12 protein-coding genes and 1 tRNA gene are annotated in these 13,932 nt (G+C 67.6%); 4 read left to right on the forward strand and 9 right to left on the reverse strand.

Annotation, left to right across the window (positions count from 1 at the left end):
- Positions 1–92 precede the first annotated feature (92 nt).
- The gene (locus ABZ664_RS29000; RefSeq protein WP_362516511.1) at positions 93–1,028 is read left to right on the forward strand and encodes a leucine-rich repeat domain-containing protein; all 936 of its coding nucleotides are present in this window, start codon (positions 93–95) and stop codon (positions 1,026–1,028) included.
- 587 nt (positions 1,029–1,615) lie between these two features.
- On the opposite strand, the gene ABZ664_RS29005 is transcribed toward ABZ664_RS29000, so the two are convergent.
- The 8 genes from ABZ664_RS29005 to ABZ664_RS29040 all read right to left on the reverse strand — a co-directional run bounded on the left by ABZ664_RS29005 (position 1,616) and on the right by ABZ664_RS29040 (position 6,010).
- On the reverse strand, positions 1,616–1,954 hold the full coding sequence (locus ABZ664_RS29005) for a helix-turn-helix transcriptional regulator (protein ID WP_362516513.1): 339 nt from the start codon (positions 1,952–1,954) through the stop codon (positions 1,616–1,618).
- Positions 1,951–2,313: a type II toxin-antitoxin system RelE/ParE family toxin gene (locus ABZ664_RS29010; RefSeq protein ID WP_362516516.1), complete on the reverse strand. Its 363-nt coding sequence runs from the start codon at positions 2,311–2,313 to the stop codon at positions 1,951–1,953. The genes ABZ664_RS29005 and ABZ664_RS29010 overlap by 4 nt, the downstream gene beginning before the upstream one ends.
- Positions 2,314–2,773: 460 nt before the next feature.
- A tRNA-Val gene (locus ABZ664_RS29015) sits at positions 2,774–2,848 on the reverse strand.
- Positions 2,849–2,880: 32 nt separating this feature from the next.
- Positions 2,881–3,957 carry an ROK family protein gene (locus ABZ664_RS29020; protein ID WP_362516519.1) on the reverse strand — a complete coding sequence of 359 codons (1,077 nt, stop codon included), beginning with the start codon at positions 3,955–3,957 and terminating at the stop codon, positions 2,881–2,883.
- A 170-nt stretch (positions 3,958–4,127) separates the two neighbouring features.
- The gene (locus tag ABZ664_RS29025) at positions 4,128–4,478 is read right to left on the reverse strand and encodes a hypothetical protein (RefSeq protein ID WP_362516521.1); all 351 of its coding nucleotides are present in this window, start codon (positions 4,476–4,478) and stop codon (positions 4,128–4,130) included.
- A gap of 30 nt (positions 4,479–4,508) precedes the next feature.
- The gene (locus ABZ664_RS29030) at positions 4,509–4,967 is read right to left on the reverse strand and encodes a peroxiredoxin (protein WP_362516523.1); all 459 of its coding nucleotides are present in this window, start codon (positions 4,965–4,967) and stop codon (positions 4,509–4,511) included.
- A gap of 83 nt (positions 4,968–5,050) precedes the next feature.
- A complete protein-coding gene (locus ABZ664_RS29035) occupies positions 5,051–5,479 on the reverse strand; it encodes a DUF3052 domain-containing protein (RefSeq protein WP_329084203.1) in 429 nt (142 codons plus the stop codon).
- A 123-nt stretch (positions 5,480–5,602) separates the two neighbouring features.
- Positions 5,603–6,010, reverse strand: coding sequence for a secondary thiamine-phosphate synthase enzyme YjbQ (locus ABZ664_RS29040; RefSeq protein WP_362516527.1), 408 nt, complete (start codon positions 6,008–6,010; stop codon positions 5,603–5,605).
- A gap of 852 nt (positions 6,011–6,862) precedes the next feature.
- Between ABZ664_RS29040 and aceE the strand changes: the two genes are divergently transcribed.
- Together aceE and ABZ664_RS29050 are read left to right on the forward strand one after the other, a co-directional pair.
- Positions 6,863–9,610, forward strand: a complete 2,748-nt coding sequence (gene aceE / locus ABZ664_RS29045; protein ID WP_362516530.1) for a pyruvate dehydrogenase (acetyl-transferring), homodimeric type — start codon at positions 6,863–6,865, stop codon at positions 9,608–9,610.
- A gap of 94 nt (positions 9,611–9,704) precedes the next feature.
- A complete protein-coding gene (locus ABZ664_RS29050) occupies positions 9,705–11,276 on the forward strand; it encodes an alpha/beta hydrolase (RefSeq protein ID WP_362516534.1) in 1,572 nt (523 codons plus the stop codon).
- A gap of 176 nt (positions 11,277–11,452) precedes the next feature.
- On the opposite strand, the gene ABZ664_RS29055 is transcribed toward ABZ664_RS29050, so the two are convergent.
- A complete protein-coding gene (locus ABZ664_RS29055; protein WP_362516537.1) occupies positions 11,453–13,273 on the reverse strand; it encodes a serine/threonine-protein kinase in 1,821 nt (606 codons plus the stop codon).
- A gap of 318 nt (positions 13,274–13,591) precedes the next feature.
- Here ABZ664_RS29055 and ABZ664_RS29060 point away from each other — a divergent pair, with 318 nt between their 5' ends.
- Positions 13,592–13,897: a hypothetical protein gene (locus ABZ664_RS29060; protein WP_362516539.1), complete on the forward strand. Its 306-nt coding sequence runs from the start codon at positions 13,592–13,594 to the stop codon at positions 13,895–13,897.
- Positions 13,898–13,932 lie beyond the last annotated feature (35 nt).

The raw sequence follows: 13,932 nt of genomic DNA on the forward strand, positions 1-13,932 counted from the left end.
TCCCAGTACCGGTCCCTAGCCTCGTCACCGGCCCTCGCGTCTGGCGCGACAGGGCCGAGCTCGAAGACATCGGCAACGACGAGGAGTAAGACATGGTCAGGGCCGAAGACGGCCGGTCGGTCGCCGCCGAGCGGATCAGCAACTGCCTACGGTACAGATGGCCCAGGCTCGACCTGAGCAATCTCCAACTGGAGACGGTTCCCGAGCCGCTCGGCGACCTCACTCACCTGATCAAGCTCGACCTGAGCGGCAACGGGCTGACCGCGCTACCCCAGTGGCTGGGCGGCCTCACTCATCTGACCGAGCTCGATCTGAACTGCAACGGGCTGACCGTCCTACCCGAGTGGCTGGGCGACCTCACCAACCTCACCACACTCCAGCTGGGCGGTATCGAGCTGACCGTCCTGCCCGAGTGGCTGAGCAACCTCACTGCCCTCACCTGGCTCGACCTCGGTTGCAACGAGCTGACCACTCTGCCCGAGTGGCTGGGCGGCCTCACCAACCTCACCTACCTAGAGCTGCGCTGCAACGAACTGACCGCTCTGCCCGAGACACTGGGTGATCTCACCAACCTCATCTACCTCGACCTGAGCGATCTCCGCCTGGCGACGCTTCCCGAGTGGCTGGGCAACCTCACTCGCCTGAACGAGCTCTATCTGAGCAGCAACGGGCTGACCGTCCTACCCGAGTGGCTGGGCGACCTCACCGCCCTCGCCTGGCTCAACCTGAGCTACAACCAGCTGACCGCTCTGCCTGAGTCGCTCCGCAACCTCACCGTCCTCCGAGAACTCCTACTGGACAGCAACCGGCTGACCGCGCTCCCTGAGTGGATGGGCGGCCTCACTCACCTGAACGCGCTCTACCTGAGCAACAACGAGCTGACCGCCATACCCGAGTGGCTGGGCCACCTCACCACCCTCACCGTCCTCGACCTGAGCGGTAATCAGCTGGTCTCGCCCGAATCGGTGGAGAACCTCGCCGCCCTCCACGAGTTCCACCGGGACGGCTACCGGCTCACCCGCGCATAACGGCGGATTTGAGCCACTGAAGCGACCCAGCTCCCACCGGCCAAGTCGGCGACCCCTCACCGCCGGGTACAAACCGGCGATGCTGCAGGACGACCAAGCCGATGTCTTCCGACTCATCCGGGCGGTTCTGTCCGGCGGCAAGAGTGTCCGGATTCGGGCGTACCGATCGAGGACATCTCATGGCTCGTCGGGCGTCAGAACACAGCGGATCGAGACCGTCTACCGGAAGCAGATCCGGCCGGTGCTCATACAGGGCGCGGAGGCCATGGACGACACCTTCGGAAGTCAGTCACTCAAGCCCCGTCCTGAAGATCAGGAACGGGGCGTTTTGGCTGGTGGGCACTACTGGGTTCGAACCAGTGACATCTCGCTTGTAAGGCGATCCGAACGGGGGCACGACCAGGGCCAATAGTGGCCATGACCTGGGCGTACGGTCCACGCTCGTCCACTGTTGTCCGGCCCCGTCCGGGGTCGTTGTCACCCAGTTGGTCACTCAGCTACGAAACACGGCCAGATGGCACGGCAGCAACGCGAAAGCCCGCAAGGAGAGAAGAACACGGGAAGCACGGCATCCATCATGAACACGATTACCCAGTACGGCGACCGCGAGGCGTATCAAGCACCATGGCCGAGTCGCCGAAGTCGGCCACGATCTTGAGCTGACCTCCGAGCGCCGTTACGTAAGCAGCCAGGGTGGCCACTTCGCTGATCACTCCGTTCTCGATCTGTGAGATGCGGGCCTGTGACACGCCCATCGCCTGAGCGACATCCTCCTGCCGTAGGCCGAGCTTGCGTCTGGCTTCAGCGAGTTGGTAGGCGCGCTGGCGAGCTACGAGCCCATCGCGGAGTCGGGCAACCTCCTGCTCATCGCCGGGCTGGACAAGCTCAGCACGCAGTTCCTCCCATGTCACCGCCTGATCGCTCATTGCTCCCTCTCCTCGAGGTATCGGGCAAAACGTACCTCTGCCGTTTTGATCGCCACGCCATACCAACCGCTCCAGTCGCTGGACTTGTCTCCGGCGACCAGGAACACAGCTTGACGCCAAGGGTCGAAGACGAAGAGCATTCGCACCTCGCTCCGCCCGCTGGATCCAGGCCTCAACTCCTTGAGGTTACGGATAGTCGACCCTTGAAGCGTGTCCACCAAGGGCCGCCCCAGACCGGGACCTTCCTCAGCGACCCGATCCAAGGCCGCAGCGATCAGCAAGAGCGTCTGCCGATCCACCTTCCGTAGCTCGTGAAGCCAGTCACGGACCTCTGGAACGATCACTATCTGCCAGTTCACTCAAGCATAATAAATTTCTTATGTTGATCCAAGAGGAGTTTTGGCAACTCAGCGTATCGACGACGTCACAAAACCTCCCTCGCCTCTTGATGCGGAGACCTTGAGGCAGGGATCACGAGTGGCCCAGAGAAGGAACCCCGCCGGAGTCGCCCAAGCAGCCGGTTGCCTCCGGGTGGGGGCGCGATCGGAGGACCCCTCCATGCCGATCGATCACGATGCGTGCGGGTATGCCTTCGCTCAACCCCGACCTGACCGAACGCTCCCGTCGAGGACACCGCGCCTCGTCGATCATCGCAACGCGATCGTCACGGAGACTGCATCTCGCGAGTAGATCCGTCCGGCGCACCCACAGACGCGGAGGTGTTAGACGAAGCCTTCAGGAGTTAGTCACCCAGTAGCCACCCTCGCCCTGCGCCCAAAGCAAGAGGAGGGACGTTTTGCCTGGTGAACACTACTGACTTGGTGGGCACTACTGGGTTCGAACCAGTGACATCTCGCTTGTAAGGCGAGCGCTCTACCGCTGAGCTAAGCGCCCGGGAAATCCCGTCGGACAGACGGGACAACACTTTACGCCACGTGGGGGGACTTCAGCACATCGAGAGACCACGTGGTTCCCGCGTCGGTGAAGCCGGCGGCGCGCCAGCCGAGGAGGGCCGCGCCGAGCATGCCGGCGGACATGCCCAGGGCGGCATGACGCAGGGGCGGGGCATCGCGGAAGGCGAGGCGTTTGCCGAGCCGTTCGGCCAGGGGGTCGGAGAGGAGGGGGCCCGCTTCCGCGAGACCTCCGCCGAGGACGATGGCGGAGGGGTCGAGGAGAAGCGTGTAGGTGGCCAGGGCTAGAGAGAGTGCCTCGACCGCGTCGTCCCAGATCTCCACGGCGAGAGGGTCACCGGAGGCGACCAGGGCGGCGACTCGCTCGGCGCTGACCGAGACGGGCGGGACGACGGTGGCGGATGAGGTGGACGGCGGAGAGGAGGGAGGAAGGGACGAGGCAGGGGCGGAGGAAGGCTCCAGGGCGGAAGTGGAGGAGGAGGGAGAGGTGGGGGCGGAAGGCGGGGGTGCGGCGGCGCGGGTGGAGTAGCGGCGGGCCACGGCGGAGGCGGAGGCGTAGGTCTCCAGGCAGCCGATCTGACCGCAGGCGCACGGTTCCCCCTCGGGGTGGACCGGTGTGTGGCCGATCTCGCCGGCCCAGCCACCGCTTCCGCCGTACGGCTCGCCACTCAGGATCGTGGCGCCCGCGATGCCGGTGCCGATGGGCAGGAACAGGAAGTCGGAGAGCTCACGGCCGGCTCCGAGCACGCTCTCGGCCAGACCGCCCGTGCGGACGTCGTGCCCGAGCATGACGGGGATGTCCAGCGGGACGAGGTCCCTCGCCGGGACGTCGCGCCAGCCGATGTTGGCGGAGTACAGGGCCGCCTCGGCGGTGACCAGGCCCGGTACGGCGAGTCCGACCCCCTCGGGGGTGCCACCCCCCGCGGCGGCGAGGTCGTCGATGAAGGACCGGATCGTCGCGATGACCGCCGCCGGGCCCCTGTCGCGCGGGGTGGCGCGGCGGTCGGTACGGATGATCTCGCCGGAACGGGTGACGAGGCCGCCCTTCATCGACGTTCCACCGACGTCAAGGGCAACAACGAAGGAGCTCATGCACCCATCCAGCGGGTCGAAGGGGCGGGACCGAGCCCGACCTTAGCGCACGCCGGGCGCGCCGGAATGGAGGGATCTCTCCCATACGGCCGGGCGCGTTGCTCGGAGAAACATCCCTGTGTGATCGGGAAACGCCCGGTCCCATGGCCCCTGGAATGGCCGGGGTGTTCTCAGGGGACCCGGCGCAGGACCCTGGCCAGGGCGGCCTCCACCTCGTCGGCCAGGCCGGGCGCGCAGGCGTGGGAGGCGGTCGGCCTGTTATCGCCCCGCGCGAGCCGTACCGCGCCGCAGGATCGGCACTCCACCTCGCCCAACCGGCAGATGAGCGCGACGGAGCCGCACGAGAGGCACGTGTCGAGGTCGACTTCGTGGGTGCGCCGGCAGTCCGGGCAGATCAGCACCTGCGTCTCGTGGCGCACTCCGCGCGTCCACGGGCTGGAGCCACGGATCGGGTCGGTCTGCCTGGCCCCGCAGGAGAAGCAGGGCATGATCGCCTCCGAGAGGTCGGACCGGCGGGGCACCTTGTGAGCGGGTGACCGCCGGATCGCCGCTTAAGGAAGGTCGGCGAGCGCCTTGCGGTACTCGGCGATGTCGCGGGCCCGCGAGATCGGGTTCACGACGCGCCAGCGAACCACGCCCTCGCCGTCGATGATGAAGGTCCCGCGCTCCGCGCAGCCCTTCTCGTTGTCGAATACACCGTACGCCCGCGCGACCTGCCCATGTGGCCAAAAGTCGGAGAGCAGCGAGAAGGTGTAGCCCTTCTGATCCGCCCACGCGCGGTGGGCGAAGGTCGAGTCAACCGAGACGGTGAGAATTTTAACGTCCTCGGGCATGTCGGCGATGAGCTCGTCGCGGATGGCGTCGAGTTCGTTGCCGCAGACACCGGTGAACGCCAGAGGGTAGAAGATCAGCACGATCTTTTTGCCCCGGTCTCCGGAAAGCTTGACCGGGGTGCCGTGCTGGTCCCTCAACTCGAAGTCGGGAGCCTGGTCACCCACCTCGATCGTCATGATCGGGGTTCCTTTCCTCGGCTGACGGCAGGCGTCATCATCCTGCCGTACGGCCCGCGCGAGCCGTACGGCAGGGCGGACCCTTAGCGGCGCGCCTTGGGCGTCGCCAGACGCGTCCCCGACCAGTCGGGAGCGGCACTGATGCTGCTGGTCTGCGAGAGACCCGCAGTGGTGGCGTCTTCCCCGATGTCGCTCGGCTCCACGTGCCCGTCCCGGCCGGCTTTGGGAGTGAGCAGCCAGATCTGGCCACCGTCGGTGAGGTTGGTCACCACGCTGCTCAGGGCGTCGAACAGATCACCGTCGCCGTCACGCCACCACAGCAGCACGACGTCGACGACGTCCTCGAAGTCTTCATCGACCAGCTCGTTACCGGTCAGCTCCTCGATGGAGTCGCGCAGATCGTCGTCGGTGTCCTCATCCCATCCGACCTCCTGCACCACCTGACCCGGCTTGAGGCCGAGCCGTTCGGCCAGGCCGCGTTCGCCTTGCGCCTGACCCGCGGTCGCGCTCACGTTTGTCCCTCCTGCTTGAATGGCCCCGCAATCACACGGTGCTCAGAGTGCTTCGGCACAGTCCACACGCTGTGACCCTCAGTCGTCAACGGTCGCCACGGCAACGACTGGGCTACGTATGAATTAGTCCGACAAAAATGACAAACGGACCTGGCGTTCCAGATTGTCGACGTTGAGATCCACGATGGCGATGGACTGCCAGGTTCCCAGCGCGAGCCGTCCCGCGAGAACCGGGACGGTGGCGTACGGCGGAATGAGGGCAGGCATGACATGCGACCGTCCATGCCCTCGTGATCCGTGCGCATGCCTCCATCTGTCATCGGCCGGAAGCAGATTCTCCAGGGCCGCGAGCAGATCGTCGTCACTGCCCGAGCCCAGCTCCAGCAGCGCGACCCCCGCGGTCGCGTGGGGCACGAAGACGTGCAACAGGCCGTCGCCCCCACATGACCGGACGAAGCTCTCGCACTCGGAGGTGATGTCGTGCACCCGCTCTTGGGAACCCGTTATCACCTCGATCGTCTGAGATCTCACATACCGATCCTACGATCCATCGTGAGCTGCGATGACGACCGCACCCGGTCCGGAAGACCCCGGGTGGCCCTCGCCGCCGCCCGATCTTCGTCGGGGCGGGGACGGGGGGTGGTGTGTCTGGTTCCGGGAATGTCCTCGTCTGGACCGTTCCCTACCGGGAGGAGCCGGGCAGGGCGGGGGGCGGAACAAGAGCGGAGCCTTGGGATACGCCTGCCGGATGCGGCGTTTCCGGGCAGTGACGGCGGCCGTAGCGCCGCTCACGGTTGGCGCGCGAATCGTTACCACTTCGGCACGGAGCCTCACGGGCCGCGTCCTGTTCTCCCACGCGAGAGGGGCGCATGACAGGCCTCCGCAGCGGAGCCGATGCGAAAGATGGTGGGAAAAAGAGCGAAAGACGATACGCGAGGCGTCCGTTAGGGCACCTTCAGGGGGGATCATGCGTTGTATACGGTGAGGGTCCCGATCACGACGCCCGGGCACATCGCGCGGCGGCGGGGAGGGCACCCTCCCCTTCCGGGGTCCCTCGAAGACCCTCGGGGGTCTTCGACGGTCCCCCGAAGACGGTCGAAGGGCCCCGGCGAAAGGGGCTCGGAAGGCTCCGGCAGGGGGCGCGAAGGCAGGCCAGACAGCGGGTCCCAGATTCCCAGGGAGGGAACCTGTAAAAAAGGGGCAACCCCGATGTAACCTTTGGTGGCAATTCGTCCTACCATCGGTGGTCTAGGCCACTTTCGTATCACTGCCAGCAGGGATCTCCTGGTTACCGGGAAGTAGAGATGCACTTTCCGGGGTAAGCGACCAGGATGGAAGACGACCTACTCCAGACAAAAGTCCATCCTCGGAAGGCGAGACCCAGTGGCTTCCGGACGCCAGCGTTTCTCGATCATCAGCGACGGCCTACCCAGCCAGCTTCCTGATGTCGACCCCAGCGAGACCCAGGAGTGGCTCGAGTCGCTCGACAACGTCATCAAGACGGAAGGTCGCACTCGGGCCCGCTATCTGATGCTCCGGCTCTTGGAGCGCGCCCGTGAACACCAGGTCGGGGTGCCCGGCCTGCGTAGCACCGACTACATCAACACCATCCCGCCGGAGCGCGAGCCCTGGTTCCCCGGCGACGAGTACGTCGAGCGCCGGATCCGCGCCTACACGCGCTGGAACGCGGCCGTGATGGTGACCCGGGCCAACGCCCGCACCAACGTCGGCGGGCACATCGCCACCTACGCCTCCGCCGCGTCGCTCTACGAGGTGGGCTTCAACCACTTCTTCCGCGGCAAGGACCACGGCGAGTCCGGAGACCAGGTCTTCTTCCAGGGCCACGCCGCGCCGGGCATCTACGCCCGCGCCTTCCTGGAGGGCCGCCTCAACGAGGCACAGCTCGACGCCTTCCGTCAGGAGCTCTCGCACGGGTTCAGGGGTCTGCCCTCCTATCCTCACCCCCGCCTGATGCCCGACTTCTGGGAGTTCCCCACGGTCTCCATGGGTCTCGGCCCGATCGGGGCGATCTACCAGGCCCGGTTCAACCGCTACCTGCTGAACCGGAAGATCAAGGACACCAGCCGGAGTCACGTCTGGTGTTACCTCGGCGACGGCGAGATGGACGAGCCCGAGTCGCTCGGCGCGATCGGCGTGGCGGCCCGTGAGGAGCTCGACAACCTCACCTTCGTCATCAACTGCAACCTGCAGCGCCTCGACGGCCCGGTGCGCGGCAACGGCAAGATCATCCAGGAGCTGGAGTCCTACTTCAGGGGCGCCGGCTGGAACGTCATCAAGGTCGTCTGGGGTCGCGACTGGGACCCGCTGCTCGCGGCCGACGTCGACGGTGTGCTGGTCAACAAGATGAACACCGTCCCCGACGGCCAGTTCCAGACATACTCCGTCGAGACCGGCGGATACATCAGGGAAAACTTCTTCGGCGACGACCCGCGCCTGCGCAAGATGGTCGAGCACCTGTCGGACGAGGACATCCGTAAGCTGTCGCGCGGCGGCCACGACTACCGCAAGGTGTACGCGGCCTACAAGGCGGCTCGTGAGCACGTCGGCCAGCCGACGGTCATCCTCGCCCAGACCATCAAGGGCTGGACTCTCGGCAAGGACTTCGAGGCGCGCAACGCGACGCACCAGATGAAGAAGATGTCCAAGAGCGACCTGAAGGAGTTCCGCGACCGGCTCTACCTGCCGATCCCCGACTCCGCTCTTGAGGGCGACCTCCCGCCGTACTTCCACCCGGGCGAGAACGACCCCGAGATCCAGTACATGAAGGAGCGCCGCGCGGCCCTGGGCGGTTTCCTGCCCAAGCGCGTGGTGCGTGCCAAGCCGGTCACGCTTCCCGGCGACGCCGCGTACGCGCAGCTGAAGAAGGGCTCCGGCAAGCAGAACGTCGCCACCACCATGGCGTTCGTCCGCCTGCTCAAGGACCTGATGCGCGACAAGGAGATCGGCAACAGGTTCGTGCCGATCATCCCGGACGAGGCGCGCACCTTCGGTCTTGACGCGATCTTCCCGACGGCGAAGATCTACTCACCGCACGGCCAGACGTACGAGGCGGTCGACCGCGATCTGCTGCTGTCCTACAAGGAGTCGACCGAGGGTCAGATCCTGCACGAGGGCATCAGCGAGTCGGGCTCGATGGCCTCCACGATCGCGGTCGGCTCGTCGTACGCCACGCACGGCGAGCACATGATCCCGATCTACATCTTCTACTCGATGTTCGGCTGGCAGCGCACCGCCGACCAGATGTGGCAGCTCGCCGACCAGATGGGCCGGGGCTTCCTGCTCGGCGCCACCGCCGGCCGCACCACGCTGAACGGCGAGGGCCTGCAGCACGAGGACGGCCACACCCCGCTGATCGCCTCGACGAACCCGGCTGCGGTCTCGTACGACCCTTCGTGGGGATTCGAGGTGGCCCACATCGTCCAGGACGGCCTTCGGAGGATGTACGGCGAGGAACCGGAGAACGTCTTCTACTACCTCACCGTCTACAACGAGCCCTACCCCCAGCCCGCCGAGCCCTCGGACCTGGACGTGACGGGCCTGCTCAAGGGTCTGTACAGGTTCGCCCCGGCTCCGGCCGTGTCCGGGCCGAAGGCCAACATCCTCGCGTCCGGCGTGGCCGGGCCGTGGGCGATGGAGGCCCAGCGGATGCTGGCCGAGGACTGGGGCGTGGCGGCCGAGGTCTGGTCGGCCACCTCCTGGGCGGAGCTGCGCCGCGACGCGCTCGCCGCCGAGGAGCACAACCTGCTCAACCCCGACTCCGACAAGCGCGTGCCGTACGTCACGCAGGCGCTGTCGTCGGCGCAGGGGCCGTTCGTGGGCGTGAGCGACTACATGCGGGCGGTCCAGGACCAGATCGCCCAGTGGGTTCCCGGTGACTGGAGCTCGCTCGGCACCGACGGCTTCGGCCTGTCGGACACCCGGTCGGCGCTGCGCCGCCACTTCCACGTGGACGCGGCCTCGATCACCCTGGCTGTGCTCACCCAGCTGGTCAACAGGGGTGAGCTCGACCAGGAGGTGCTGGGCGACGCCATCTCCATGTATCACCTGAAGAACGGCGTGACCGAGGCCGCGGGCGCCGAGAGCAACGACACCCAGTCCATGGGAGTCTGATCGTTCCCGGGCGGGTTCTCCTTTTCCATGGAGGGCCCGCCCGGTTAGTGTTAGTCGCTCCCCCCCGGCGAACGATTCCAGGGGAGAGCGTTTCATGGCAACAATCCTTAGGGCCGCCGCGACGGTCACGGCCCTGTCAACCGTGCTCTCCGCCTGCGGTGGCGGACCCGGCGGGGACGGTTCCCTCCCGGGCGGGCTCGTCGGAGGCGACGTCGTCTCGGGCACGACCGCTCCGACCGCCACCTCCACCGTCCCTGCGGAGGCGATCACCTGGGGTCCGTGTACCGAGGTCAGGCGGCCCGGCGGTGAGACCCCCCAGCCCAACTCCGCGCAGCAGTGCGGGAAGCTCAGGGTCCCGCTCGACTACGCCAACCCGGACGGCGACTCCATCGAGATGGCCGTCATCCGCGTCAAGGCCACCGACCCCGGCAGGCGGATCGGCTCGCTGGTCTTCAACTTCGGCGGCCCCGGCGCCTCGGGCGTCGAGACAATGGCCCAGGCCGCCAAGGCGTTCACCACCCTGAACAGCCGCTTCGACCTGGTCAGCTTCGACCCGCGCGGGGTCGGCGAAAGCTCGGGTGTCCGGTGCGGTGACAGCGCGGTGATGGACAGGTTCACCTCGATGGACACCCTGCCCGCCAACGAGGACGAGCGCGCCAGGAGCAGGGAGATCACCAAGGAGTTCGTGACGGCCTGTCAGCAGACCTCTGGCAGGCTGCTGCCCTACATCGGCACGGTGAACGCCGCCGCGGACATGGACCGCCTCCGCGCGGCCCTGGGCGAGAAGCGGCTGGACTACTTCGGCATCTCGTACGGCACGCAACTCGGCGCGGTCTACGCGACGAAGTTCCCGCAGAACGTGGGCCGGTTCGTGCTGGACGCCCCGCTGGATCCGAGCGTCTCCATGGCGACGCGCACGATGGTCCAGACGAAGGGGTTCCAGCACGCCTATGACGCCTTCCTGAAGGACTGTGTGAAGCAGCCCCGCGAGTGTGAGATCGGCAGCGACGCGACCATCGCGAACAAGAACGTGATGAAGCTCATGGACGAGCTGAACGACAAACCGCTCAAGGTCGGCAAACGTCTCCTGACCCAGGGGCTGGCGGGCGTCGGCATCGCCGCCGCGCTGTACTCGAAGCTGACCTGGCCGCTGCTGGACCAGGCGCTGGGCCAGGCGATGAAGGGTGACGGGCGGATCCTGCTGGCCCTGGCCGACAGCTACAACGGCCGTCAGCCCGACGGGAGCTACACAACGCTCATGAGCAGCTTCCCCGCGATCAGCTGCGTGGACACCGCCGAACGTCCCACCCCCGAGCAGCTGAACGCGCTGGAGGACGAGACGATGAAGGTTTCCCCGCTGTTCGGCGGCGCGGGGATGGGCCTGATCTGCTCGATGTGGCCGGTTCCCGGCAACGACGAGGCGAGGCGGATCAACGCCACGGGCTCGGCGCCGATCCTGGTGATCGGCGGCACCGGCGACCCCGCCACACCGTACGAGTGGGCTCCGAAGCTGACGGGGGAGCTTCGGACGGGGGTGCTGGTGACCTACAGGGGCGAGGGGCACGGCGCCTACCTGTCCGGTGACACCTGCGTCAAGAAGCTGACCGACGCCTACCTCATCGACGGGAAGGTCCCTGCCAGGGGGACCGTCTGCGACGGCTCGTGACGCGGCGGGCCCGCGGGTGGGTCCGCGGGTGGGTCCGCGCGGTCACGCCTTCCCGCGCGTCGCTCGCCCTCGCGGGAGACGTCGCTCGCCCCCGCGGGAGACAGGGCGGCGGTGAGGAGCGCGGCCGGAGGCGGACGGGCACAGCGCGGAGAAGACCGCGGTCGAAGGCGGACGGCTCAGCAGGTCTCCGGGCGGGGCCGCGCGGTCTCGAAGCGAAAACCGACCCGGCCCAGGTGCTTTTCGAGCAGGCGCTTCATCGTCCCGTCCTCGTACATCGACGCGATCACTTCGTTGATCTTCCGGCAGGCCACCGGGTCTCCGCGCCTGAGCGCGACGCCGTACCTCTCCGAGGTGAGCCTGATCCCGGCGATCTCGACCTTGACGTCGCGCAGGCGGGCACCGAAGCCGGCGATCAGCAGGTCGTCCCCGACCATGGCGTCGGCGCGGCCGTCGGCCACCTGGGACGCGCACTGCGAGAGGTCCTCCGCCCGTACGTCGACGAAGTCGACGCCCCTGTCGCGGATCATCGTGCCCGTGGTCTGGCCAGGTGACAGACAGATCCTCCTGCCGCGCAGGTCCTTGAGACTGTCGATCCTCGCGCCGGTACGCACCAGCGCGTCGCGGTGGGCGAGGTAGTACGGCCCCGCGAAGGCGACGCGGCGGCGATCGGCGGTGTCGATCGAGAAGTTGGCGATCACGAGGTCGGCCCTGCCCTTCTCCACCGCCTCCTCGCGACCGTCGTACCCCACCACGGACACGAACCTGAGTCCGCCGTCGGGCACCTTCAGCTCTTTCGCGATGTGGGCGGCCACGTCGGCCTCGAATCCCCGGGGCGGCCTGCCCAGCGAGATGCCCGGCAGGCCCTCCCTGAACCCCACGCGGAGCCTGCCGGTCTCCCCGATCCGGTCGAGCAGGGGCGAGCCGGTGGAGACCCGCGGGGTCGCCGTCGCAGGGCCGGACGTCGGTGGGCGGGAGGGTTCGGCCTGGCCGCGCGGCGTGCTCCCGAACGGGAGGCCCAGCAGGGCGCCCACCACGCCGAGGACGACCCCGGCGGCGATCGCGGCGAGGACCGCAGGGCGGCGCCGCGTGGGCGCGGCGGGCTCTTCCGGCCGCGTCAGGTCCCCGGTGGCGGCCTGCGCGCCCTCGGCCAGCTCCTCCTCCGATGCCTCCGGGGTCTCCGCCTCGTCCACCGGGTGGCCGAGCAGGCGCTTCAGCAGCACGTCCGAGGTGGGCCTGAGCCTCTGGTCCTTGTTCAGGCAGGCCGCGACGACGTCACGCAGCCTGTCGGGCAGGCCGTTCAGGTCGGCCTCGTGGTTGATGACCCGGTTGAGCGTCGCCACGATCGTGTCGCTCCCGAAGGGAGCCTTTCCGGTGGCGGTGAAGACGATGGTCGAGCCCCAGGCGAACACGTCGGCGGGAAAACCCACCCGCTCACCGGCGATCTGCTCGGGAGCCATGTAGGCGGGGGTGCCGACCGCGCGGGTGGTGATCGTCCCGCTCTCGTCGATGATCTTCGCGATGCCGAAGTCGACGACCCTGGGGCCGTCGGTGGCGAGCATGACGTTGTCGGGCTTGAAATCGCGGTGCGCGATGCCCGCGTGGTGGATCGCGGTCAGCGCGGTGGCGGTGCCGATCGCGAGGCGTTCGAGGGCCTCCCCGGTCAGCGGTCCCTCGCGTTCGACCACCTGGCGCAGCGAGGGCCCCTCGATCAGCTCGCTCGCGATGTAGGGCGTCTCACCGTCGAGGTCGGCGGCGAGCACCTGGGCGGTACAGAAGGCGGCCACCCGGCCGGCCGCCGCCAGCTCTCGGGCGAAACGGGAGCGCGCGTGGGCCTCCTCGGTGAAGCGCACGTGCAACAGCTTGACGGCCACCCGCTCACCGTCCTCGGACTCGCCGAGATAGACGACCCCCTGCCCGCCCTCCCCCAGTCTGCCCTTGAGCTCGTACTTGCCCAGTCGCGGCGGATCCCCCGGCCGCAACGGTCTGATCTCCGGCACCGCGCACCCCTCGCTCACTGCGCTTTGCCAGAACATTACACACCCGGACGGGCGATGATCGGCTGTCTTCTCAGGGCCGGTGCGGTTCACCTCGCCCCCGCGCGGGCGTCGGCGATTCTCCCGAAAGATCCAGAGATCGGTTGAACAGACAAAAGCGCATCGATACCCTGTGGCGACGTATCTCATTGGAGCTCGATGGCCGCGCGACCACAACACCCACGGGCCACACCGCCAGGTCCCCATGGCAAGACGCCTTCCAAGCCCCCGGGCTTCAAGGCTTCCAGAGCGATCGCCATCACCGGAATCGGTGTCGTCTCGATGCTTCTCGTCTCCTCCTGCTCCACGCCGGACTACGAGGAGGTGGGCGCCGAGTGCGTCGACCTCAACAACCGCCAGCCGGACGGCAGCTACGCGATCGTGGACGAGGACCTCTGCGACGACGACAGTCGCTACCACGGATCGCGGGGCGCCTACGGCTGGTACTACGGAGGCGTCAGGTCCGGCTCCCACATCCGGCAGGGCACCACCGTGCGTCCCTCGGACGTCCAGATCACCAGCCGCAAGGGCACGGTGATCCAGCGGGGTGGCTTCGGCGGCCGAAGCGGATCGGGTGGCGGGAGCTGATCCGGCGCCGATGAGCAAGCCGACGGACCACAGGT

Origin of the sequence: Streptosporangium sp. NPDC006930 (assembly GCF_040635605.1) — a bacterium.
Lineage (GTDB): Bacteria > Actinomycetota > Actinomycetes > Streptosporangiales > Streptosporangiaceae > Streptosporangium.